The 23,864-nt window shown below is 43.5% G+C and carries 19 protein-coding genes and 1 pseudogene; all 20 read right to left on the minus strand.

The annotated features are described in order from the left end of the window. Window positions 1-178: 178 nt before the first annotated feature. The 20 genes and pseudogenes from sigK to BUA14_RS15675 all read right to left on the minus strand — a co-directional run bounded on the left by sigK (window position 179) and on the right by BUA14_RS15675 (window position 23,813). Window positions 179-928 (minus strand): RNA polymerase sporulation sigma factor SigK, encoded by a 750-nt coding sequence (gene sigK / locus BUA14_RS15575; protein ID WP_072773447.1) that lies wholly within the window; start codon window positions 926-928, stop codon window positions 179-181. A 269-nt stretch (window positions 929-1,197) separates the two neighbouring features. Next, a complete protein-coding gene (locus tag BUA14_RS15580; RefSeq protein ID WP_018306744.1) occupies window positions 1,198-2,568 on the minus strand; it encodes a sugar phosphate nucleotidyltransferase in 1,371 nt (456 codons plus the stop codon). 7 nt (window positions 2,569-2,575) lie between these two features. After that, window positions 2,576-3,733: a glycosyltransferase gene (locus BUA14_RS15585; RefSeq protein ID WP_072773448.1), complete on the minus strand. Its 1,158-nt coding sequence runs from the start codon at window positions 3,731-3,733 to the stop codon at window positions 2,576-2,578. Window positions 3,734-3,760: 27 nt separating this feature from the next. Further along, on the minus strand, window positions 3,761-6,022 hold the full coding sequence (locus BUA14_RS15590) for a cellulose biosynthesis cyclic di-GMP-binding regulatory protein BcsB (protein ID WP_072773449.1): 2,262 nt from the start codon (window positions 6,020-6,022) through the stop codon (window positions 3,761-3,763). A 37-nt stretch (window positions 6,023-6,059) separates the two neighbouring features. Next, the gene (locus BUA14_RS15595) at window positions 6,060-8,294 is read right to left on the minus strand and encodes a cyclic di-GMP-binding domain-containing protein, MshE-related (RefSeq protein ID WP_072773450.1); all 2,235 of its coding nucleotides are present in this window, start codon (window positions 8,292-8,294) and stop codon (window positions 6,060-6,062) included. A gap of 24 nt (window positions 8,295-8,318) precedes the next feature. Further along, complete coding sequence (locus tag BUA14_RS15600; protein ID WP_242954665.1) at window positions 8,319-9,440, minus strand: hypothetical protein; 1,122 nt, start codon at window positions 9,438-9,440, stop codon at window positions 8,319-8,321. A gap of 785 nt (window positions 9,441-10,225) precedes the next feature. Next, entirely contained in the window at window positions 10,226-10,456 is a 231-nt protein-coding gene (locus BUA14_RS15605) for a DUF4911 domain-containing protein (RefSeq protein WP_018306740.1), read from the minus strand. Window positions 10,457-10,519: 63 nt separating this feature from the next. Beyond that, window positions 10,520-11,812 (minus strand): peptidase U32 family protein, encoded by a 1,293-nt coding sequence (locus tag BUA14_RS15610; protein WP_072773452.1) that lies wholly within the window; start codon window positions 11,810-11,812, stop codon window positions 10,520-10,522. 153 nt (window positions 11,813-11,965) lie between these two features. Then, complete coding sequence (mltG, locus tag BUA14_RS15615; protein ID WP_072773453.1) at window positions 11,966-12,991, minus strand: endolytic transglycosylase MltG; 1,026 nt, start codon at window positions 12,989-12,991, stop codon at window positions 11,966-11,968. Window positions 12,992-13,133: 142 nt separating this feature from the next. After that, window positions 13,134-14,441 (minus strand): VanW family protein, encoded by a 1,308-nt coding sequence (locus tag BUA14_RS15620; RefSeq protein WP_072773454.1) that lies wholly within the window; start codon window positions 14,439-14,441, stop codon window positions 13,134-13,136. A 140-nt stretch (window positions 14,442-14,581) separates the two neighbouring features. Next, entirely contained in the window at window positions 14,582-14,887 is a 306-nt protein-coding gene (locus BUA14_RS15625; RefSeq protein WP_072773455.1) for a DUF1292 domain-containing protein, read from the minus strand. A gap of 86 nt (window positions 14,888-14,973) precedes the next feature. Beyond that, a complete protein-coding gene (gene ruvX / locus BUA14_RS15630; protein ID WP_072773456.1) occupies window positions 14,974-15,402 on the minus strand; it encodes a Holliday junction resolvase RuvX in 429 nt (142 codons plus the stop codon). Window positions 15,403-15,433: 31 nt separating this feature from the next. Beyond that, entirely contained in the window at window positions 15,434-16,399 is a 966-nt protein-coding gene (locus tag BUA14_RS15635; RefSeq protein WP_072773457.1) for an aldo/keto reductase, read from the minus strand. Window positions 16,400-16,453: 54 nt separating this feature from the next. Further along, window positions 16,454-16,705, minus strand: a complete 252-nt coding sequence (locus tag BUA14_RS15640) for an IreB family regulatory phosphoprotein (protein ID WP_072773458.1) — start codon at window positions 16,703-16,705, stop codon at window positions 16,454-16,456. A gap of 234 nt (window positions 16,706-16,939) precedes the next feature. After that, on the minus strand, window positions 16,940-19,567 hold the full coding sequence (alaS, locus tag BUA14_RS15645; protein WP_072773459.1) for an alanine--tRNA ligase: 2,628 nt from the start codon (window positions 19,565-19,567) through the stop codon (window positions 16,940-16,942). Window positions 19,568-20,097: 530 nt separating this feature from the next. Then, window positions 20,098-20,285, minus strand: a pseudogene (locus tag BUA14_RS15650) (helix-turn-helix transcriptional regulator). Window positions 20,286-20,679: 394 nt separating this feature from the next. Further along, a complete protein-coding gene (locus tag BUA14_RS15660; RefSeq protein ID WP_072773460.1) occupies window positions 20,680-21,066 on the minus strand; it encodes a hypothetical protein in 387 nt (128 codons plus the stop codon). 582 nt (window positions 21,067-21,648) lie between these two features. After that, window positions 21,649-22,335: a hypothetical protein gene (locus BUA14_RS15665; RefSeq protein WP_072773461.1), complete on the minus strand. Its 687-nt coding sequence runs from the start codon at window positions 22,333-22,335 to the stop codon at window positions 21,649-21,651. 436 nt (window positions 22,336-22,771) lie between these two features. Next, on the minus strand, window positions 22,772-23,083 hold the full coding sequence (locus BUA14_RS28545) for a hypothetical protein (RefSeq protein WP_072773462.1): 312 nt from the start codon (window positions 23,081-23,083) through the stop codon (window positions 22,772-22,774). 160 nt (window positions 23,084-23,243) lie between these two features. Continuing rightward, complete coding sequence (locus BUA14_RS15675; protein WP_242954667.1) at window positions 23,244-23,813, minus strand: RNA polymerase sigma factor; 570 nt, start codon at window positions 23,811-23,813, stop codon at window positions 23,244-23,246. Window positions 23,814-23,864 lie beyond the last annotated feature (51 nt).

Here is a 23,864-nt window from a genome sequence, read left to right on the forward strand (position 1 = left end):
CTCAGTTGAATAGATATTAATTTCGAGGAATATTCTTAATATTCTACTTTTTATATATTTCTCCTCTAAGCATCCAATTCTTTATATAAAAAAGCCCTCAGAAAATTCTTTGGGCTTATTTGTCTTTATATTAAATTCTTAAATTTTGTTCAGGCTCTACTTATAGGCATTACATTATTCACTTCTTCGGATCATGGTCTTCCATCTCTTCCATCAACTTCTGAATGGCTTTCTTCTCAATGCGGGAGACATAGGATCTGGAGATGCCCAAAGCCTTAGCTATTTCGCGCTGAGTTCTTCTGGGGCTGTTCATCAAACCATAACGAAGCTGCAGAACAAGCCGCTCCCGGCGAGTTAGATTTTTGACTTTATCCAGAAGGACCCGCTGTTCGAATTCATTTTCTATCCGGTCCGATATAGCCTCACCTTCTGAAGCCAGAACATCCATCAGGGATATTTCATTACCCTCTTTATCCACACCGATAGGGTCATAGATGGAGACTTCACCTCGGGATTTTTTGAGGGATCTGAGGTGCATGAGAATCTCATTTTCAATACAGCGGGCCGCATAAGTCGCCAGCTTCGTCCCTTTTCCAGGATCAAAGGTATCAATTCCTTTAATCAGGCCAATCGTACCAATGGAAATCAGGTCGTCACTGTCTTCTCCCGTACCGTCAAACTTTTTGACCAAATGGGCCACCAACCGCAGGTTATGCTCCACCAGCTTATTGCGGGCATATTCCGCTTTGGTAAGATCCTTGGGAGTGGCTTCCGGGCTTTTGCTGGCTCTAAGAACTTTAAGATAGTGAGCTTCATCCTGTTCGTTAAGAGGGTGTGGGAAAGCATTATTATTGATATAGGAGACAAGAAGGGTTACTCCCTTCAAGACCGTTAAGGCAATACTGGCCACAAGGATTTCGGTCAACATGGTTTAAGCCACTCCTTTCACGCTTACGTTTTAATACCTATGCGAAAGGAGGGCAATTTCTGCTTGGCCCTCTTACCTTTTTAGTTGAAACCTATTTTTGTCATAGAGTAGGGAAACTACTCGTTATGGCTTCCTCCTTAAGATCATTCCTAACTCATAGCCCATAAAAGTTTGATTTAATCCTTAAAACACAGAAAGAGAATATCTAAGTTTGCATTGTATACCCAAAACACCATGTTGCACCAAACAGGAATTGCTTTTTATTACGTTCACCTTTTATGACAACATTCTCTTTCTATTTCACTCCAACTAAATAAAATACGTTCAATATCCTGTTCAACCAGATGGCTGCCTTTCTGAATTTCAATGACCTCTAAATCAGTAATTGCGTGAAGGGAATGAGCATCTCCCTGAGAAATTTCCAATACCGAACCGGCTTTAACAGATAATATCACCCCATTCAAAGCCACTTCTCCTCTTCCTTGAACGATTGTCCAGGTCTCACTGCGCTGAAAGTGTCTTTGATAGCTAAGGTTTTTTCCGGCACTGATGCCCAACCTTTTGACCAGGATTTCATATCCATCATCGTAGTTCACATGTTCCAAAACCTTATACCACCCCCAGCCTCGTTCTTCATACATCGGCCTTTGCTCAATCTTACCGACAAATTGCTTTATTTGGGGGCTCATTTGTTTGTCTGACACCAGAATCCCATCCGGAGTTGCGACAACTACACTATTGCTTAATCCTACTGCAAGGACAGGAATACTTAGTTCATTAATAAGATGAACATTGTCAGACCCTGAGATGATTCCCTTTCCCAGTACCTTTTGAGGCATTTCCTCCGTTAAAGCATTCCATGTTCCCAAGTCTTTCCATCTTCCCGTATAAGGCAATACGACTATGTTTCTGCTTCTCTCCACGACCTGGTAATCAAAACTGATTTTAGGCAGCAGGTCATAGTGAGCCAGCAGCTTATCATAGTCAGTGGGCAGATTCTGTTCCTCAAGAATTTTTAACAAGAAGTTAAGTCTGAAAGCAAAGACCCCGCAATTCCAGAGAGCTTTTTGCTCCATTAGTTTTTGGGCCTCCACCGGTTGAGGTTTTTCCTTGAACTCTTTGACAACCCAATAGTTTTCCTGACTACCTCTTGCCTCCGGGATTATATAGCCGTATTTTTCCGTGGGAAATGTAGGCAGTGCACCTATTAAAGCCAAATCAGCCCCTGACCTTGTCAATATCTCTTCTGTTTCATTTACTCGCTCAAAAAAACTGTCGTCTACCATCGGATCGACAGGAATGACTCCGATCACTTCCTGGAGAGATATTCTTTCCACAGAATTAAAATAAGCGGCAACCAAAGCAATCGCCGGAAAAGTATCACGACGTTCCGGCTCAATGACCATTCTTATCTCCTTGCCCAGTTGTTTATGTAGCATCACCTGCTGATCTTTGCCGATGGCAAAAACAGCTTTGTCGGCCAATCCGCTTCCTACCAACTGCCGCCAAACCCTCTGGATCATCGACTCAGGATGTCCTTGTTCGTTCATTAATACTTTTATAAACTGTTTAGCCCGTGCTCCATTGGTCAACGGCCAAAGTCTTTGTCCCGATCCCCCGGATAATAAGATGACTTTCATAAACTCCTCATTTCTTTGCACTAACACCAGATGAATTTTTTTCACCGACTCGTTTGTAAATCGGGAAAGAAGCCTTTTCTTCCCTCCAGACCCAAAGCTTACTTAAAAAATAGTTACTAAAACTGGCACAAACGATACCAGCAAAATTCCCCCAATATTTGTTGATGTGTAAAAAATAATAAAGTAAAAATAAAATAATACTTTTAATCAAAATACCAAATGATGAAACCATTAAGTATTTGCTGAAACGTCTTAAATTGACCAAAAAAGCTTTATAATTAAATTTTATTCCCCTAATCTCCTTCCACGTAAATAAGTTATTTAGGGTATAGTTGGAGACCATGGCAATAAAGGCAGAAACAACAGCTTTTGCATTCACACTCATTCCAGGAAATCTGTAACCTAGTATGGCAAAAATCAGCATATCAATAAGAACCCCGGAACCTCCCACCAGACAGAAAACATAAAAACGCCGGTCACTCTCACTGCGTTTGAGCAAACCAATGATATGCCAAACATATTGAAGCTGAACCTTCAGATTTAATTTAGATTGCCCTAAATTGCGAGTACTAAAGACATAAGGAATTTCCACCAAATTTTGATAACTTCCCATCACCATTATTTCCATGAGTATTTTCCAGCCCACAGGATTCAGTTGTTTTCCTTGGATCACTTCTTTTCTCAGCATAAACATCCCGCCGGTATGATCTGAAGCTCGTCTCAGGCTTTTGATCAGGATTTTACCGATATATCGTGCTGTTGCCGATACGAGCTTTCTGAAATGGTTCAGCCCTCCATCACTGCCACCAGGAATAAAGCGGCTGGGAACTACAAGATCGGCTCCTTGCTCAATTTCTTTCATCATCTTAGGCAGTATTTCTGGAGGATGCTGCAGATCTCCGTCCATTACGGCTAGGATATCGCCCTGAGCATTTTCAAACCCACATATCACTGCCGAAGCCAATCCAGTCTTGTTTTTCCGGTGAATCAGCTTAATTCGCTGATCCCCGCAGGCAAACTGAGAAATTATCGCTGTGGTCTCGTCATTACTATCATCCACAAAGATAATTTCATAACTGTAATCTTTTAGGCTTTTTTCGACACGCTGAATCAGCTCATCAATATTATCCTTCTCATTAAATACGGGAATGACCAGAGACAGCATACTTACTCCTCCAACCGCTTGTATAATCTAGTTTTTGGACTGCTTTTCGGTGTTGTCTTTCTCAGCTTTTTGCCCTTCCGCACTCCCGTTCTCAGCTTCTTTAAACCCTTGTTCGGCTTTCATTTTCTCTCCTGCCTTAATAAATTCATTTTTAACCCGTCTCAGGCGTAGTAAAGCGATCAGAGCGGCAATAATTAAAACAATCAGAACGGCCACTAACCACCAAGGCATACGAGTGATTCGTTCTAAATCTTTTACCCGGTCTTCCGTTGTTTTGGGCACACTGACTGCTGCTTTTTCGCCAGCGTTTAAGTTGCTCACATCCAGAGAACTATTGACCAAGGAAAGCTGCTGTTCCATTTTTTGCAGAATTTCCTTATTGCTTAAAGCCTGTTTCAATACAGTCAGATCCTCTTGATTATTATACATAATCACATAAACTCTTCTTGTCGGATCCCAGGGTGAACGAATTACCTGAATCAAAACCTTGTTCTGCAAGGTCTCTGTAATGACATTGACATCGTCTTGTATTCTCAGTTGATTATTTTCAGTCGGGGCAACAGCCAAAGTTGTTTTTATCTCTTCCGGTAGATCAATCTCCTGATATGAGCAGAAAAAAATCAGATCCATTTTTTTCTGCTCTGAGGTTGGGGCATACTGCTCTAAGAGGTTCCAATCATAAACCCGGCCTGTATTCTGACCGAGGCGAGCCGCTAAAAGAGCTGCTGCTTCTAAAGAATCCGCGTCAAATTGTTCCGGCATTCCTAAGGCAACCTTTGCCGGCTCTCCATTCTGGCCGGAATATAAGTAAGGAAACATTTTTAAGGTTGGCTGGAGCATTACATCTCCTGGAAAAAACACAATTTGCGAATCCGCATCAATGACGGTCCAGGCGCTGTCTGAATAATCCTTGGAACAATCTACAGCTCCCAAATAGTTGTAGCATTCGATTCCTACCTCAAGAAGCGGGGATTTTAAGTACTTTTCCGGTATATTGATCTTTAGTGTTCCCTCTTCTGTATTAGCCGCCGTCAGCTTGGTACTGGCCACCGGGGTTCCGTTGAGCGTTACCGTAATCACCGAGCGGTCAGAAACAAGAGCCTGAGAATGGCTGAACTTCAAATTGATATAAGACCCTTTGCTGCTTCGAATTTCCTGAGGCTGTATAAAACTCAAATAAGCTCGCTGATGAAAAGCTCCTGCCAGATTGATCGTCGGATAGCCGAAATCAGAAAAAGAATAAACTCCTTCTTGGTTTGCAGTAAAGGCACTCTTAAATGACTGAATCTGAGATTTTAAGATAAGAGAGGATTGATTGGCTTGTTCCAGCAGAGTACGGTTAGTTATAAAGTTTACGGCCTTCTCGAATCCGGTTGCGTCTTTTCCCCCGATAATCGTCGTATAATAAGGCGTACTCTCCGTCGGTCCTGTAATGGCCAAATATCCTTCATCCTTGTCCAGGTTTTGAGACAGCGCCTGCAGCGGTTGATTATCACGCCAAGCCGAAAAAGGGCCCAAATATATCTTATTTCTCACCGAGGTCTCGTTTACCTGACCGGACTCATGGGCCATTTCTTCATATACTTGAAAATCCAACATCTGCCGGCCTGCATAGGCCGCACCTATGGAAGAACTGAGCTTAAGCAGAGCAGGCAGGGACTCTTCCCTATCTTCTTTAGGAAGTATAAAATCCGTTGCCAATAGATTTTGATTGGATAGGCCTTCATAATATACCGGATAAAACCCTGATAGCTCGGCGGTATAATCATCCTTCAATGTTATATTTAAATACGAATCACTATGCAAGATTACCCAGTTGTCTGGGTTATCAATATCGGCACAATCTCCTTCAAAAGAGCGTTGATTGCTGGTAAATTTGATTTCATTGGTATCATTCTGCCTAATTTTATCTATCGGAAGCTTAATGCTCCACCAGCCTTGCCCTTCTTTTTGCAGCGTATAAATGCCTTTGGTTTCTAAAGCTGTTCCATTGACATAGATTGTCAAGTTAGATCGGGTATCAAGCAAAGTGCTGGAAAAGGTAAAATGGATATTCAGGCTGCTCTGCTCAGTGATAGTTCCCCCTTTGGGCATAAAGAACCAGTAGGATACAGCATTTTTCGGCATATTAAGGGTTTGATCCGTACTGATAAAAGGAAGTCTATAGTTTTTTTCCGGCTGAAGCTGTTCCGTGGAGGGCTGGGCAAAAGCGCCCCACGGGATTAGCAATAAAACAATCATATTCCAAACGAATAATTGAGCTATCCCTAATTTGATAGTTCCCTTCATTGAGCCTCCTCCAATCTTTTATGTCTGAACTTTGATATTAAGTCGGTAGTTTGCTTCTGTTAACCGTATCGTATTTAACCGTAGTTAAACCATGAGTGGTTTTCTCCCAATAAAAAGGTTTGATGACCAATTGTATCAAAGCTTTATAAGCAGCAACACTCATCAATATCCAATAAAGGGGAGTAAGCAAGGCATACTTTACCAAGCCGTAAGAAAAAGGCTGTTCATTTTTTAGCGAACAATCACGAATCACATGATACATTCCAACTGCATTGGTATACATAAACATAAAATTACCGAAAATCAGCTGAAAGCAAGCTATATAATATAGAATTCCAGGAAACAGATCGCTGATCCAGCCTGCTTCAGTCAAATACCATAAGACCAGCAAGGACCAAAAAATCGGATTCAATAAGGGAAGAAGGGGCGTTCCCAATACCATAGCCTGATAGCCGATGAATCCTTTCAGACCACAAATCCTGAATAATTCAACGGGATGACGCATATGCACAAGCCAAGTCTGCATATATCCTTTGATCCAACGGGATCTCTGTCTCAGCCAATTTGATACTTTTGAGTTGGCTTCCTCCCAGGTCCGGGAATCTACAATCGCCGTATGGTATCCCTTTTTGAAAAGCCTGATCCCCAGATCCGCATCTTCGGTAACATTGAAGGGGTCCCATGCTCCTACTTCCCGCAGAAAGTCGATTTTAAAATGGTTGGATGTTCCGCCTAGGGGAATCGGCGTTTTTGTCTTCATTATGCCCACCAGCAACAATTCAAACCACATACTGTATTCCTGAGTAAAAAAACGGGTCAGCAGGTTTTGATTACTATTAAAATAATTCAGTTTACTTTGAATGCAAACATAGCTGTCTGGTAACCTTTTAAAAGCAAGGTATACTTTTTTCAGCTGATCCGGTTCGGGACGGTCTTCGGCATCATAGATAACCACATACCTGCCCTTAGCCCGGAGCAATCCGTAATTGCAGGCTTTCGGCTTTGTTTTAGGCTGAGAAGGAGGCACAATGACCGGTGTAAAATAGTGAGGCAAATTCATGTTCATAACTGTCTCTATGGTCTCCTTATCATCTTCTTCAAGCAGTATACATACGTCCAGCTTGTATTGGGGATAATCCAAGACCTGGATGTTGTGAATGAGCTGCCTAATCACTTCCTTTTCCTTATAAACCGGGACCAGAATCGTGTAAACAGGCAGTTGGCTTTCATCAATTGCTGCAACCTCTTCCACCGAAAAATGAAGTTGAGCATCTTTATAAGAACCTTTGTAGACAATATAGAGCTTTAAAATAGTCATCATGGCATACAGCCCCTGAATCAGGATATTGCCAATAAACAATGCAACTTGATAATTGGCGATAAGAACAATTAAAAATGCTATACTGGCTACAATCAAACCTATGCGCTGGCTTTTGGAAAACGTAACGATCGCGGAGTTCTCTGGCTGCTCCTCATACAGTTTGAACACACTGTCCTCCGACAATCTATTGCCATACACCGTCTCCCACAGGTTTTCAATCTCAACCATGGTAGCCAATACCTGCTCGACCGGCTTATCAAGATAGCTTTCGATTGTTTGAACACTCTCTTCAGGCAAAATGTCTCCTACTGCAACTATATAAGAGTCAGGACGGTTATTGATCAGGATCGCGTTAAATTGAAGCGCGATCTCATAAGGGATTTTTTTCGCCATTTGTTTATTGTATTGATTGCCAACCCGTCCCAAATTATTCTGAGTAGCTAAATAGCGATAAAGCGTCTCAGGGGTGACATATCTAAGGAACAATAAAATATCACCGATTTTTCCTCCGCTCTTATTCTGCATGGATATAGCTTCCTTGAGCTGCTCTTCAGTAATTTCTCCGTTTTGAACCAACATTTGCCCCAGAGGAAGCTTCTGTTTGGCATTGGAGTGCAAAAAGTCATCCAATTGTTCCGAATCGAGATATCCTAAAAGGACCAGTATATTTCCCAAACGGCCGCCATTTTGTTCCTGATAGGCTATGGCGTTTTTCAATTGAGCCGGGGTAATTATTTTAGCTTGGATTAACCGTTCCCCTAATCTGGAAAATTGGCTGGCTGTAATATATTCAGTCAATTCCTGGGGGGATAGAAAGCCGCTTTCAACCAGAATATTTCCTAACATACCTCCCTTTTCCTGTTGGATCTTTAAAACCGCATTAAGCTGTTCTTCAGTAATATAGCCCTGTTTCAGCAAGTTTTCGCCTATTCTGTTGCCGGCCTTCATCATCTTCCCTCCCCTGTCTTAATTTCTTTAATAGATTACTTTAAACAACTTAAATCCTGTAAAAATCATTTCTTCCGTACACCATTCCTCTTTTCCGGCATATAAGCCGGGATACCGTGAGTTAAGTGCATCCAGACTTCCGGTCCCTTCCTCCGGATCTGGAACTAGCAAATAAGTGATGCCATACTTGTGAGGGTTTTCCAAACAGTCATAGAAGTCAAGGCTGGCAGTGACTACCATATTGGACATCTGCTTAAGGTTCACCAGGATCTCTCCTGTGACAAAGGAATCAGTCAATATTCTTTCTTCAGGAAGATTTTCATCAATGTATTCCGCAATGCGCCGGCTTTCAGTGGTATCCATCGAGCTATGCTCTTCAGGTGATTTTTGAGGGTTTTCCAGGACACTCAGGGTTAGTCCCCACGACACAAGCAAAGACAATATTATAACGCTGCTCATTGTGAATTTTAGCACCTTATCAGCCTTGGCTATTTCCGCTAATTCATGAGGCAGCCAGGCAAAAGTAATAGGCAATACATAGGCGAAAAAGCGTAGCCAGCCGTAGGAGGAGCCGCTAAGAAGCATTATGTAGTGAAAGACAATTAATGCTGCCGACAGGATCAACAAAACGAAAAAATCATATTTCAATAATCTTCCGTTGAGAATCCGCACTACCACAATGCCTACAAACAATGGAATAAAAGGAAGGCTTTTTTCGACCACATAGAAAAGGATTCCCCAAGGGGTATCGCTGACTCCACTGCTAAGGCTTAAATATGCCGAATTTGAATAAGCCGAGTTAAGAAAATAGAGAGGATTGCCGGAAATAACCCAGTTAAAGGAAATCCACAAAATAACGGCAACCAATAAAGGAGTGTACAGAACAATCGCCGTTCCTTCCGCGTAATAATAGCTTTCCTTGATGGACCCGGCAGGAACACCGCTCTTCACAGACGGGCCAAAGAAAAGAAGGATAAGTACGCCGATTCCCATAGCAGCGGCAAAAGGGATGGCTTCGTACCGGCAAAAAAAAGCCAGAGCCAAAGCAAAGGCTATCCGCATAATATAATGAGCTTCTCCTTCTTTCATCCACAGTATCAGACAGGACTCCGCATAAATCATAAAAAAGAAGGTTATTCCTTCACTCATGCCGTTAAATCCATAAAAATAAATAAAAGGATTAAAGGCATATAAAAAAAGACAAAGGAATGTATACTTTACAGAAATATTTAATTTTATGAAGGTCCTAAATAGCACCACTACGCTGCCTGCGGCAAATAACGAGCTTATTATTGATGCAGCTATCCCATGAGTAACCAATGGTTTCCATATCTGACTTAAAAACACTAAAGGAAGCTGTAATACACTAGGCAATGGATTCCAAACCAATCCAATTGAAGCAAAGCGAGGAGGGGCTACAAAGAATACATAAAATGCGTTAGCCGTTCTGGCAAACGCATCCTGCATTTTAAAATCCTGAAAATAGCCATAATAGATTCCCAAAGCAATTTCCATGATAAAAATACCAATAAAGAGCCCAGATAATATTCTCCTGTTATGAGCGATATTATTCGTTTTCAATGAACTACCTTCCAACCCAATCTGTATTAATATTGCCTCATAGCTACTGCATATAATCACTTCTTCAGACTAGCTATATATAGCTTATAGGCCTTAGGGCCTATATGTCAATAGGGACCTAAGACCTATAATCATTAACGAAGTTTAGCATCAATTAGAGACTCAAACCTCAATCTAAAAAATAAAATCCGCATAAATACTGGCGTTTAGTATAATCAGGTTTTGGCTTAATTAACTAAAAACGAGGTATAATCATGCGGATTCTATCAAAGAAATTTCAGAATTAGATATTCTTACCTTTTTAAGGGTTTATTTCAAGTCAATAAGCCAAAATAGGCTTAAGTTAGGAACATTTAGTTTCTGAAAACAACCTCAAAGGGCATTCCTTCCAGAGCCTTTTTCAAGTCCGGCCAGGTGTACTTCGTCGTCTGAATCAGAACCTCCCCGGCATGACGGTCCGTAGTGGTAACGACACCCAGATGCCCAAGGCCTTCCACATATTTCACCAGCATCTGTATCTCTGATCGGGGCACCTGGGCCTTGATCAGCACATCGGAATCAGCATAAGGTATTTCTCTATTCATCTTTAGTTTTCCTTTCCCAAACATATTACCAATTTGTTAATCTTGCCTAGTTTGTGAGGTCAATCATTTCTTATCCTTCTTTGCCCTTCTCAAAATAGCGAAAGGAAGCAAAGGCCTGGGGAGCTCCAGCTTAAGAATCTCTTTGGCATGACGGGCAACGTCCACTTCTTCCCCTTCTACCGTATGAATGCCTTTAACTTCAAAGGTCCAAGGTTCTTCATGAGGTGAGAAAACTTCAATAAGCTCCCCTTTTTTGAAATGATAGCGTTGTTCCACCCAATATCCTTGACCGAATTCATTTTTGACTGAAGTCGGAATTTGGGGATGTTCCCGATTATCTGAAGCTAAGCCAAAGGCGACAAACTCATAATCACGGATGTAGTTGGAACTCTCAATATTATGGGATTCTGCTCCGGGTTTGCCAAAGAGGAATCCCGGTGAATAATCCCGGTGACTGACTTTGTCCATCTCTTCCAGCCAGCCGGGGAGTTTGGCTTTAAAGTCCTCTTCCCCTTGTTCCCAAAGGGTATCGATAGCTTCCCGATAAACCTTCACGGTGCTGGAGACATAATGGATGCTCTTCATGCGTCCTTCAATCTTATAGCTGTCAATACCCAGAGGCTTCAGCATAGGTAGATAAGGAAGCAAACAGAGATCATGGGAATTAAAGATATAAGTGCCCCGCTCATCTTCCTCTACGGGAAATACCTGACCGGGGCGTTTCTCTTCTACAAGACCGTATCCCCACCGGCAGGGCTGGGTGCATTCCCCCCGGTTGGCATCTCTTCCGGTGAGATAATTGGAGAGCAGACATCTTCCGGAATAGGACATGCACATTGCTCCATGAATGAACATTTCCAGCTCCCCGGGTACCTTCTCCCGTACTGCTTGGATCTCTGCCAAGGTCAGCTCCCGGGCCAGAACAATCCGCTCCAGTCCCTGTTTCAACCAAAAGTTTATACTGTAGGAATTGGTGCTGTTCATCTGGGTGCTGAGATGCAGAGGAAGCTTAGGGGCCGCTTCTTGAGCCAAGGCGATAATGCCGGGGTCTGAGACAATAGCTGCGTCGACACCCAAGGACTCCAATTGCTTTAAATACGCAGCCATTGCTTCAAAATCCTGTTCGTGGGCAAAGATGTTTACCGCCACATAGAGCTTGCGCCCGGCATGGTGAGTATACTGAATAGCTTCAGCCATCTGCTCCATGGTAAAATTCCCTGCATAAGCTCGGAGCCCGAAGGCGGGACCTCCCATATAGACCGCATCTGCCCCATAGGCGATGGCGAATTTCAACTTTTCATAATCTCCTGCCGGAGCAAGAAGTTCAGGTTTCCGGGATTGGTTTTGCTCTAACATAACGGTTCTTTCAACCTCTCTGTAATCAATTATAGCTTAGCCGTGTAAAAAAATGATGTGGTAAAAATCATCGTTTTATCAACTTCCCTTTTCATTGCCTTTACTTGGTGTTGCTACACTCATTTTTCTAATTCATTTATTTAATTCATATACTTAATTCATATACTTGGCCTGATTCTGCAAATGCTCCTGATGAGTTTTCGCATAAATCGTCTCGCCACTTGGAGTAGCTAAGAAGTAAAGGTAGTCGGAATCCGTGCTGTTGAGCACCGCATTCAGAGAGGCATGCCCCGGGCTGGCGATGGGGCTGGGAGGCAATCCCGGATATTTATAGGTGTTATAGGGAGACTCCACCTGGATATCTTCTAAAGAGAGGATATATTTCTGAGTTCCTAATACATATTGAATGGTGGCACAGGACTGGAGAGCCATGTCGATCTTGAGGCGATTAAGGAAAATTCCGGCGATAATCGGACGGTCCGCATCCTTGCCCGCTTCCTTTTCTACGATGGAAGCGAGATTCACCCATTCCCGCAGCGTAAGATTCATTTCTGCCAATTTAGTCATCACTTCCGGGGTTATTTCCTGTTCGAAGCGTTTAAGCATTCGATTGATGTTTTCCTTAGGATTAGCCTCCGGATCAAAGAAGTAGGTATCAGGAAACAGAAAGCCATCCAGTCGGTTCGATCCTGAAGGGATGTCGGCAAGGAAAGAATAACTGAAGGGCTCGCCTGCAATGACCTTCTGATAATCCTCTTTGGTTCCCAGGTCATTCTTTACAAAAAGCTCAATAATCTGAGCTGTTGTATATCCCTCGGGGATGGTGACCTTTACAGTATGCACGTCAGGTCCCTCAAGAATCTTATTAATCATTTCCTGGGGGGGCATTTGGGCGGAAAGCTGGTATTCTCCCGCCAGCAGCTTGGAATCCACATTTTGCTGACTGGCCAAAAAGCGAAAGGCCAGGGCATTGCGGATAAGCCCCTGATGCTCCAGTTCCTGAGCTACTTGGGAGGCATTCATTCCCGGAGTTATCATAAACTGCACTTCTGCAGCATTGCTTCCTTCCTCAGCGTAGGGTTGAATCGCCCAGTTCCACCAAGCTGCAATTCCTGCTCCCGCAAGAACTGCCATAATAAATAAAGTACTGAGCAGGCTTTTTAACCAGCGTCTTCCCATTCTCTCACTCTCTCTTTCTCTATCCTGTATTTATCACTCGACTAACCTTCAATGGGGGGCGAATCTCCCACTGAAGGACGTTCCGTTCAATGAACCCTTAAAGACTACACCGCTGCCGGCAACCCCCTACCAATCTGTCGCCTTAATCAGCACCTATTTTAAGAATTCTATTGGTGGGGGCATAGCTATCACGGCTCAAAAGCTGTTTTGTCTCTTTGCCTTGGGCATCGGTGACAATCTTCCAGGTTTTCACGATATATCCCTTACTCCCGCTTTGTTGTTGAATCACCGCACCGGGAAGCAAGTCTGGATCCATCTTGCGCACGGTATGATAATTCAGTTCTTTCTCGATTTCCTTCTCAAAGCGAACCTTCACCCCTGTTTTTTTACCATAAATCTTAATCGTAAGATTTCCTGCTTCTACTTTGGTACGGAAATAAAGATAGGATGAACTATCATTGCGCAATTTCAAATCAAGATTGGGATAGTTGATCGTAGCATCCTGACCCAATGGAATATAGGCCACCACCACCGCATGAGGGTGCCGTTCCACTATGGACAGATTTGCCAGCAACGCAGCATTATATAAGGTAGAGGATACCTGGCAGATTCCTCCCCCGATTCCCTTGACATACTCATTGTTGATGACGATATAGGCATCTTTAAAACCCGTCTCCGCTGTCCGCGGTCCAATAGTTCCATTAAAAGAAAACGTTTCCCCAGGTTTTAAAACGGCTTTATCCATTTTCTTCGCCGCCGTTATAAGATTAGCGGTACGGTTTTTATCACCGGCATTGTATTTGGTGGTGTATTCACCGATGACGCCGTCAAAAGCTAACGCTTCCAAGGACTCTGTAGTGACAGCAGCCGGAATCTCTACCCCTGTCAGGGAAATTCTCTTAGGCAAATCACCCAAAGACACTTCCTTAATCTCATCAAAAAAAGCATCCACATTGACGGCTTCCCCGGAAATGGCCGGGGTAATCTTAAATTGATCATTCTCAATCTTAAAAGAGGCATCCACCGCGGAACGATTAAACTCTGCCAGCTTCTCGTGAAGAACCTGATTGGCCATGACATAATCGATAGCTAAAACGCTTGGGCTTTCTTGACCGGTGTTCTCTAAGACATTCTGCCAAGTTCTTTCAAAATCGAGAGTAATACCAAGCTCTTCCGGTGTCAACTGAATCTCTGTCTCATTGTACACTAAGAAGAGGTTTTCTTCCAGTTTGTCCTTTGACCAACTCCTAATCTTCTCCTTGGCTTCTTCCTGCATCATCCCCCCTAATGCCAAGTCATCTAAAACTATGCCTGGAGGAAGCTGGTTTGGGTCTCTGGAAACGGCTTCTGGGGTAAGATTCAATAGGCGAGCTTCATTCATAGTACAGCCTGAAAAAGCCAACAACGCCAGTATTAAAAAATAGGAGTAGTACTTCCATCTTAGGCTCATCATCTTTCCCCCTTAGCACTGAACATTTATTTTTTGCTTTTCTATAGGGTCTGCAATTTGCTTAAAAAATATTGAGCAAAAATAAAAAAGCAGCCGATTCGATATTCATCGAACCCGACTGCTTTAAACAGCTGGTTTTTTTATTCTTCTTCCATGCTTTCCCAAGCATCTGCGACTTTTTCCCACTCTTCATCATCTTCGATATCCAGGAGCATTTCATTGCCTTCAGCATCTTTGCCAAGTTTGAGGATGATCGCTTCATCAGCTTCTTCATCTTCTTCAGCACCGATGGGCATTAAAACAAAATATGTAGACCCTTCAACTTCCAACGTATCAAGATGGAGAAATTCATGATCGTTTCCTTCATCATCAGTCAGAATAATTGTGTCAAATTCTTCAACGTCATGCTCGTGGTCGCAGTTCGGACCATGTGTATGTTCAGTCATTTGATTCACCTCTTATTAAAGATATAGTCATTGTACTCCCCGGGGGGAGGAATGTCAAATACATCTGAGCATTTCTAATGTTTCACTTATTCCTTATTCTGCCCATTTTTCAGCCTTATATAATCCAGGTACCCCTGTAAAATAAAGACGGCTGCCATCTTATCGATCACCTGCTTGCGTTTTGCCCGTGATACATCTGCTTCCAGCAAAGATCGCTGGGCCCCCATGGTGCTTAAACGCTCATCCCATAGGGTAACCGGCAACCCAAATTCCTCTTTAAGAATCTGGGCAAATTCCTCGGTGGCCTGGGCACGAGGCCCCAGCGTACCATTCATATTTTTCGGATAACCCAAGACAATGTGATCTACCTCATACTCCTGAAGCATAGTCCTTAGCTCCTCAAGCTCTTTTTTGGAGCGGCGGATGGTCTTTATCCCTTGGGCGGTAAGGAGCATAGCATCGCTCACTGCCACCCCGATGGTCCGTTCGCCAAAGTCCAGACCCATAATTCTCATTTAATCACCCCCGCTTCAGACAATTTTCTACTCAGACGATTTTCAGGCAAAAATGCGGGCATACTCTTCCGCAATACCCACAAAGGACACACTGCTCGGCTTCCACTACGGCCTGCACCATCCCGCCACCGGCCACTTCTTCCAAAGATAAGGCGCTTTGAGGGCAGGCTTCACAACAGCGGCCACAGCCTTGACACCAATCCGCTATATAGAGCTTCCGTTCCCTATAGGTAACGGATTGTCTTAATTCTTCGGGTATCTCCTGACCGGCGAGATATTTCAGATTAAAATCCACTTCCTCGACACTGGACATGCCTAAGGCCATGGCCTGAATCCAAGGAATGCTGCGGATAAAATCCAGGGCTTCCTGGGGATGAGCCGCCAAATGCCCTCCGCCGAAAATTTTCATGGCATAAATTCCGATCCCCAGCTCAGAAGCAAACCGAATGGCCGCCAGCATTTCCGCTAAAGTACCGTCGATGATGCCTAAGCCTTGATGGTTGATGATAGGATGGATCACATCAATGTCCGGGAGGAGGGCACCGGCCTTCACCGCATCCACGGCATGAGTGGAAATACCAATATATTTCACTCTTCCATCCTCTTTGGCTTTCCGCAACTCTTCCCATGCCCCCTGATGCCCTTTGAGGGTTAAAGCGCTCTCTTGTTCATGAAGAAGAAAGAAATCGATGACATCCCGATTGAGTTCTCTTCTTGCTCTTTCAATGCTTGTGGACATCTCTTGTGCTGTGACCGAGTAGGATTTGCTTACCAGCTTAACTTCCGGGTAATGCTGAAGGGCCTGGGCAATCTGGGGATAATTATCATATATTTCAGCGGTATCGATCCAATCAATTCCCTGCTCCAAGGCATAGCGGAGAACGTTCACTCCCTCCGCCAGGGATACACGCCCTTGCAGAGGAGAAATAGCTAAGCTGCCAAAACATACTTCAGATACCAAGGGACCATGCCAGCCCAACGAGACTTGCCTCATCATCGCTTCCCTTTCTCGCACAGAAACCCTCACCTTGAAGTGAGGGTTTCCTAAGCATTACTTCTTTTCCAAATACGAACGAACAAGCTCTTCCAGAAGCTCATACCGCTCCAGCTTCCGTATAAGGGATCGCGCTTGATTGTGGCTGGTGATATAAACCGGATCGCCCGACATTAAATATCCTACCAACTGATTGATCGGGTCGTATCCTTTCTCTTCCAGAGCCACATACACTTGCTGCAAAATCTCCTGGGGTGAAACATCTCCCCCCTGGGATTTAAACATCATAGTGTGTTCTAAACGGTCCATTAGCGTTCCCCCTTTGCTTCACTTTCAGAAAGTATAACTTCGTTGCATACTTTCCTCCAGCATAAGTGCAACCAACGACTTCGCCTTTCTGGATGCGTGATTAAAAGGCAAACAAGTGCGAAGACAGTGTCTTCGGGCGAAATCGGGTTTTCTTTACCACGTATCAGAAACCATAGTTTTTATTTCTCTTTGGAGAAGTGATTTTCCTTTATTTCAGGGTCAAAAACTTACATTTTATTTTATATAGCTTTTTATAATCCCAGGGACCTGATCGAGTGCTTCCCCTAATTTAGCCGCATCTTTTCCTCCGGCTTGGGCCATGTCGGGACGGCCGCCACCGCCACCGCCGGTGATTTTGGCCACTTCCTTAATAATCTGCCCCGCATGAAGCCCCCTTAAACCTACCGGTGTGACAACAGTTACCCAGTTGACCTTTCCTTCCACAGCGGCCCCCAGAACAAGGACACCGTCCTTCATTTTATCCTTTAAAAGGTCCGCTGTATTGCGGAGTGTATCCATATCCTGAGCGGAGACTTTAGCCGCCAGAACAGGTACCCCTTCGACATCCTTGACCTGTTGCAGGAGAGATTCCACTTCGGATTTGGCCACTTTGGCATTAAGCTGCTGAACTTCCTTCTCCAGATCCTTGACCTGGATTAAGAGTCCTTGGATGCGCTTGAGCAGATCCGAGGGCTGGGCTTTGAGAAGTTGAGCCGCGTCGAGAATCTGGTCATTGAGGGAGCGCATATATTTAAGAGCCTCTGCTCCCGCCACAGCCTCGATCCGTCTTAAACCTGCTCCGATTCCCCCCTCAGAGATGATCTTGACCAAACCGATATCTCCGGTAGCATGAATATGGGTCCCACCGCAAAGTTCCAGGGAATAATCCCCCATGGAGACGACGCGAACAGTGTCCCCGTATTTTTCTCCGAAAAGGGCAGTGGCTCCGCTGGCCTTCGCCGCATCCAGGCTCATTTCTTCCGCCGCAACGGGCATATTGGCCAGTACCGCCTCGTTCAAAAGATCCTCTACCCGCTGTAACTCAGCGGAGGTCAAGGCGGAGAAATGGGTAAAGTCAAAGCGGAGACGATCCGGTGTGACTAAGGAACCTGCCTGTTGAACATGCTCTCCCAATACGGTGCGGAGAGCAGCTTGGAGAAGGTGAGTGGCACTGTGGTGACGGGCTGTAGCCAGCCGCAGGTGTTCATCCACCAAAGCCTCCACTTCGTCCCCGGTATGCAAAACCCCCTGGGTGAGCAGAAAGCGATGATAGACGGTTCCTGTAACACCCTTCTTCACTTCGATAAGCTTTGCCTCAGCCCTTAGGCTGCGAATCACGCCACTGTCGGAGATTTGTCCTCCGCTTTCCGCATAGAAAGGAGATTCCCTCAGGAAGATCAGGACTTCGTCTCCTTCGGCAGCATCCTTAACCTCTTCTCCATCCCGGAATAGTGCTTCCACCTTAGTGTGAGCAGCCAGTTCATGATAACCCAGGAAGGGCGTCACGCCCAAAGCCTTGGCTTTTTCCGAAATGGCGGCACTTTCCTGAACTGCTTTCATCTGCTGGGACTGCTCTTTAGCCAGGCGGCGATGCTCTTCAGCCGCAGCATTAAAGGCTTCCATATCCACGCTCATCCCTTGTTCGATGAGCATCTCTTCTGTCAATTCCACCGGGAAACCATAGGTTTCATAGAGATAAAAGGCATCCGCGCCACTGAGCATTGTTTCTCCGGCTTCCTGAAGGGCTTTGACTTTTTCCTGGAGAATTTGCGTCCCTTGCTCTAAAGTGGCTTGGAAGTTCTTTTCCTCTAAGCGCAGATGATTGAGGATGAAGTTTTCATTTTCCTTAAGCTCAGGATAATGATGACTGTAGTCTCTCTGGATGATCAAAAAGATCTGCTCCAGGAAGGGCTTGTCGATACCCAGGAGGCGGGCGTAACGAATAGCCCGGCGCAGAATCCGGCGCAATACATACCCGCGGCCTTCACTGCCCGGACGAATGCCATCGGAGAGCATGAAAGATACAGCCCGGGTATGGTCGGCAACCACCTTCATGGCAACATCGTTTTTCGGATTATCGTGGTAAGGGATTCCGGAAAGTTCGGATACTTTATTGATGATCGGCAGGAATAAATCCGTATCAAAATTAGAAGCCGCGCCTTGCATAACAGAAGCGATCCGCTCCAGACCCATCCCTGTATCAATATTTTGCTTGGGCAACGGAGTAAGCACGCCGGCCTCATCCCGATTATACTGCATAAAGACGAGATTCCAGATCTCCAGGAAACGATCGCAATCGCAGCCTAAAGCACAGTCTGGTTTACCGCAGCCCCGGCTTTCGCCTAAATCCACATAGATTTCCGAGCAATAGCCGCATGGTCCCACTGGACCGGCTGCCCATAAATTTTCCGGGTCGTATTTAATACGCTCCGGAGATACGCCCGTCTTTTCGATCCAGAGGTTCTTGGCTTCTTCGTCTTCCGGATGAACCGTAATCCACAGCTGATCAATGGGCAGCTTCAAGACCTCGGTCACAAACTCCCAAGCCCAGGGAATAGCCTCGCCCTTGAAATAGTCACCGAAGGAGAAGTTTCCCAGCATTTCGAAAAAAGTATGATGGCGGGCTGTTTTACCCACTACCTCTAAGTCCGGTGTACGGACGCACTTCTGAGAAGTGGTAGCCCGGGGAAACGGTGGTTCCACTTTGCGCATAAAATAGGGTTTAAAAGGAACCATCCCGGCTACGGTAAGAAGCAAGGTAGGGTCATCCTTAGGGATCAGAGACGCACTGGGTAAGATTCTATGTCCTTTGGATGCAAAGAAATTTAAAAACATGTCTCTGAGCTGGTTACCTGTATACATTATATTTCCTCCCTTAATAATGAATTAAAATCTAAACCTCCAGTTTGAACAAAATCATAGAAAATCAGTGTAAAAAAAGATAAACCCGCCCCCTGAATCAGGGACGGGTTATATTACCGTGGTACCACCCTGCTTACTCACCCGAAGGTTCCTCAGAATGAGTCGCTTAGCGACAGTTTACTGTCATCGCATTTAACGCATGCCTCGTCAAGGTTTTTCCTCGCCCTCGGGAATAGCCTTCATACAAAATCCCTTGGCCTCCTTTCACCTCCGAAAGCCTCTCTGCAAAGGAATTAGGTATTACTCGTTCCGTCATCAGTTTAGCAGTTTAAATCTTACAAATTAATCTAAAGTATAGCGGAGGACCTGGGTTCTTGTCAACTTTCTGCTCATCTCAATCATAAAATAGTCATCACCATCATCCACTCTAAAACCGGTCCCTCAACGCGACAACGTTGCCGCGTTGAGGCATTCTCTCTATCTTTTACATAGTTGCCAAGATTCGTACCATAGGGTACTGCCAATTTCTTTTAAATGGGTTTAAAAAGTTCATCAACTGTTGTATTTAATTCTTTGGCAAGATTAAATGCTAACATCAATGTCGGGTCATATTTATTGTTTTCTATCGCATTTACTGTCTGGAAACTCCACATTTTTTGGCTAATTCCTCTTGTGACAATCCTAGTTCTTTTCGTCTATCCCTAATGATGTTTTCCATATCAGCCACTATGCCTTTTCTTAAAAAACAGAAGTGCAATAAAGTAAATTATGGCTGTAATTGTCAACTGGATGAACAGGTTTATCGTCACTGGCCGTGCCGTCACAAGGCTTTCAATGACGTTAAGAATCATTGTTCCCACTACTACAAGTAAGGTATATGCGCTGGCTTTCCATACGATTATCTGATTGCGTTAATCACCCGTTTTGACCAATGATACTACCATACCAATATCCAAAACAATAAATACCAGCAAGGCAACGCCGCCAAGGTACTCTTCCGGGGTAAATTTGACATAGGGCCCACATAGGATGCTTTTATGGTGCAAATTATGTCTTGATAACGTAGCGCGGTTGCCTACTCCATAAAGCCGGATCATTCTACGGACAGTGTATCACTGAATTGCATTATACAGTTTCCTATTATATTCATTTTGCTTCATAAGGAGACGACCTATTACTCCATTTTCTATTTTTGTACTTTCGATTTCCCCAAATCTTTTAAATCTTTCAAGAGTTTTTACCGTAATAAATTGCGTTCCTCTAATCACAAAAGTTCCTTCTTCACTGATTGACACAAATGAATGTAAACCATTTTCATCAAAAACAGATTCAAGATACTCAACTTTTCCTGTTTCAGTATTAGTTATTTTTACTTTTTTATAATCTGCACTTTTTGTGATTATTTCTACCTTGTAAACTTCCTTAAAATTAACAAAGATAGATGAAGTACAAGTTAACAATATAACGACAGCCAAAATAAATGAAATAGATCTTACCATAATAAACTCCATTCCGCCGTTGTCGCTTGCGGCACAATATTGTAATGAATTGAATTGTCAAATCTCGTTGAGTCCAGAAGCTCGTATTTTGGATTGTAATATAACTAGCTCTTTTTAGTGGCCGGATAGAGGAATACTGGAGAGCAATCCAAGCGACCGTTAGAGTTCTGTTAAGGATAGCCAGTGGAATTGTTATTCTTTTTAAGCTATTTTCTTATTACCCTTTGTAGAACTAAAAGCAAAACTTCGGGGTTCAGTATATTCTGTCAGGTCCTCTAACCACTTTTGATTAGGTAAGGACGTGCCAAAACTCCGTTGGATGAGGTTTTCACCGGATTGTTCCGCAATTATTTACAAGTCTTTTGACTAAAAAAATGATACTACTTACTTCGCTACTTTCTATATGAGTATACTAGGTTTTCATTCCAAACACATGCTACATTGGCCTAGAGGATCGTGCAAAAGCTAATAATTGGTCACTACATACCCCACAGTATACTTTGACCGTCTAAATAAGGGGAGCACAACGAAAGTGGGCAGCGCACCTTGCCCTGCCCTTATAAATACCCAGACACGAAGATTTTAGACGTGAGCAGTAAATTCTACTATTTCATTTACTGTTCCAATCTTATCCCAGTTATTATAGTAAACATCGAAGGTGGCGCGTACATACAAAGTCCTCCCAGCATCAATTCCATAGCTCACTTTAATGCCGTCAACAATCGGTATAACAAATATATAATAGGGCTGTGGTTCAAGTTCAACGTTAACTGGTACTACAAACCTCCAAAATCCAAGTGAGTTTTCAATCGCCCCCCACACAGTCATATAACCATGGGTAATTGTTTTAGTGTCTTTATAAAATACCGTTGCCATAATTTGATTCTCGACTAAGGGGTAACTTTGAAAAACTGTAGTTCCATCCTCTTGAGTAACCGCTCTTGTAGGAACGTCAACCCATTCCACATCTCCCAAAGACTTAATCTTCTCATCGGTTTCTTTGTTCACTTTAATAATCTTCTCAATTTCTTGTCTCATTATTTTTTCGAACTTATCTAACTCAACAGGATCTTGTTTTGCATAATAATCTTCAGATCCTAAGCTGGGTGGCGTTTCACTTGGGAGTATATTATATTCTTTGTGTAATTTTTGCATTACTTCATGTTTAGTTGTGGGGCTATTTGTGGCTTGGTTCTCCTCATTTGAAGCCATTACAAATGATGGCACAAGAAGCAAAAACGAAATTGCAAGAATAAGCACTTTTTTCATTATATGGGCCTCCCTTTTTAATTGATCTCTTTTACTAGAAACCGAAATACATAATACATGCTACTTTAAACAGTTGTTGAACTTGGAAACTATATTATGACTTTCATATTCATCACCTTCTTTAGTATTATATTTCCTCCCATACTTAATTAAAGAAGTCTTAAAGATTTCTCAAATAAAATAGACGTTCTAGGCGAATTCCAAATTTTGTGGAGTACTCCTTTTTCACCTCCCGGTGTTAGGTTTGAACATCTACAATGTCGGAAAAATCGAGGATTCTTTTTGTGCCAAAGACGATATAATACCAAGGGTTTTGAGTTATGCAACTAATTCGTTTTAGGTATCTATTTTATAACTAATTCCCCAACTAATGTAATTACTCCTGCACCCCGACAGTTTAAGTTGTTATACGACAATAATCAATGCAAACCAACATTTACAGTCTATGGGCAATTCTTTTATTTTCTTTTGGACTGTTTGCGCTAGCGCAAACAGCATAGGTTTCCGTGTTTACGATCTCAAACCCTTCCGGAACATATTCCGGGATATACACATTGCCCCAATGCTCAGGTATCCCTTCCCAATTAGACATCTTGTCGTTTTGTGCTTCCTTTTCCGGACCAGGCTGAAAACGGATCTTCATGAATTCGTCCTCGGCCTCAATCAGGAAATTCAGGATTTTAACACGGGCCGCTTCACTGGTGGCTGCTAACACGCCCAGACTTATGCACACTGCCAGGAAAACCATGGCAACCTTGGCAAAGATTTTAGAGCCACTCTTGCCTGCTTGGAAAAAATCCCCTTCAATTGCCTGCGCCTGAAAAATTTTTTCATACGAGCATCTAACTCAGGGGGAAAGGCGTTCTTCCATCATTTTTTCCTGGGCAGCTTCCTTAGGAGATAAGAGCTTATTCATGGTCCGATGCTTCCTTTCCTTCTGTCAGCATCTCTTTGAGCTTCTTCCGTGCCCTGCTGATTCTCATCCTCACATTCTCCGGGCTGATCCCCAGCATCTCAGCTAATTCCTGATCGGATAGGGCATAAATGTATTTTAAAAGGATGAGGTCCCCGTAAGCATTCGGCAATTCGTCGATCTTTTTCAGCAGGATATCAAACATTTCCCTATTAATGATGTCATCTTCAATTGAGACAGCCTCATCACCCACTAAATTCTCTATTTCATCTAAGGATGAATCCCGGCGGCTCCTTTTACGCCCGATATCAATAGCTGTATTTTTGGCGATAGAAAGGATGTAGGCTCTATCTTTTTCGTCTATGGTGTCCACTCTATCCGCTATTTTTATAAAAGATGTATGGACCGCATCCTGAGCCAGCTGATAGTCTTTTAATCTACTATAAGCGACATAAAACATATCCTTGTTATATAGGGAGTAGAGACGTTCAAGCTTATTTTGGCTCCGCCCTTTGCCAATCGTTTCCGCCTTAGCAAGCCTCTCTGCTTGAATTAACTTATTCAACCTCCATCAAGAGATTTCCTTCCACAAAATCCAAAATCTCCCTATACCTTC

Source organism: Desulfitobacterium chlororespirans DSM 11544, from assembly GCF_900143285.1.
GTDB classification, from domain to species: Bacteria; Bacillota; Desulfitobacteriia; order Desulfitobacteriales; family Desulfitobacteriaceae; genus Desulfitobacterium; species Desulfitobacterium chlororespirans.

Coding starts and splice junctions, on each gene's coding strand:
- alaS (WP_072773459.1), bottom strand. CDS start 19,567: ATGTATACAGGTAACCAGCTCAGAGACATGTTTTTAAATTTCTTTGCA.
- BUA14_RS15635 (WP_072773457.1), bottom strand. CDS start 16,399: ATGATGAGGCAAGTCTCGTTGGGCTGGCATGGTCCCTTGGTATCTGAA.
- BUA14_RS15620 (WP_072773454.1), bottom strand. CDS start 14,441: ATGAGCCTAAGATGGAAGTACTACTCCTATTTTTTAATACTGGCGTTG.
- BUA14_RS15610 (WP_072773452.1), bottom strand. CDS start 11,812: ATGTTAGAGCAAAACCAATCCCGGAAACCTGAACTTCTTGCTCCGGCA.
- BUA14_RS15590 (WP_072773449.1), bottom strand. CDS start 6,022: ATGAAGGGAACTATCAAATTAGGGATAGCTCAATTATTCGTTTGGAAT.
- sigK (WP_072773447.1), bottom strand. CDS start 928: ATGTTGACCGAAATCCTTGTGGCCAGTATTGCCTTAACGGTCTTGAAG.
- BUA14_RS15640 (WP_072773458.1), bottom strand. CDS start 16,705: ATGGACCGTTTAGAACACACTATGATGTTTAAATCCCAGGGGGGAGAT.
- ruvX (WP_072773456.1), bottom strand. CDS start 15,402: ATGAGAATTATGGGTCTGGACTTTGGCGAACGGACCATCGGGGTGGCA.
- mltG (WP_072773453.1), bottom strand. CDS start 12,991: ATGGGAAGACGCTGGTTAAAAAGCCTGCTCAGTACTTTATTTATTATG.
- BUA14_RS15585 (WP_072773448.1), bottom strand. CDS start 3,733: ATGCTGTCTCTGGTCATTCCCGTATTTAATGAGAAGGATAATATTGAT.
- BUA14_RS15660 (WP_072773460.1), bottom strand. CDS start 21,066: ATGGTAAGATCTATTTCATTTATTTTGGCTGTCGTTATATTGTTAACT.
- BUA14_RS15600 (WP_242954665.1), bottom strand. CDS start 9,440: ATGAGTGAAGGAATAACCTTCTTTTTTATGATTTATGCGGAGTCCTGT.
- BUA14_RS28545 (WP_072773462.1), bottom strand. CDS start 23,083: ATGGTTTTCCTGGCAGTGTGCATAAGTCTGGGCGTGTTAGCAGCCACC.
- BUA14_RS15665 (WP_072773461.1), bottom strand. CDS start 22,335: ATGAAAAAAGTGCTTATTCTTGCAATTTCGTTTTTGCTTCTTGTGCCA.
- BUA14_RS15625 (WP_072773455.1), bottom strand. CDS start 14,887: ATGACTGAACATACACATGGTCCGAACTGCGACCACGAGCATGACGTT.
- BUA14_RS15595 (WP_072773450.1), bottom strand. CDS start 8,294: ATGATGAAGGCCGGCAACAGAATAGGCGAAAACTTGCTGAAACAGGGC.
- BUA14_RS15580 (WP_018306744.1), bottom strand. CDS start 2,568: ATGAAAGTCATCTTATTATCCGGGGGATCGGGACAAAGACTTTGGCCG.
- BUA14_RS15605 (WP_018306740.1), bottom strand. CDS start 10,456: ATGAATAGAGAAATACCTTATGCTGATTCCGATGTGCTGATCAAGGCC.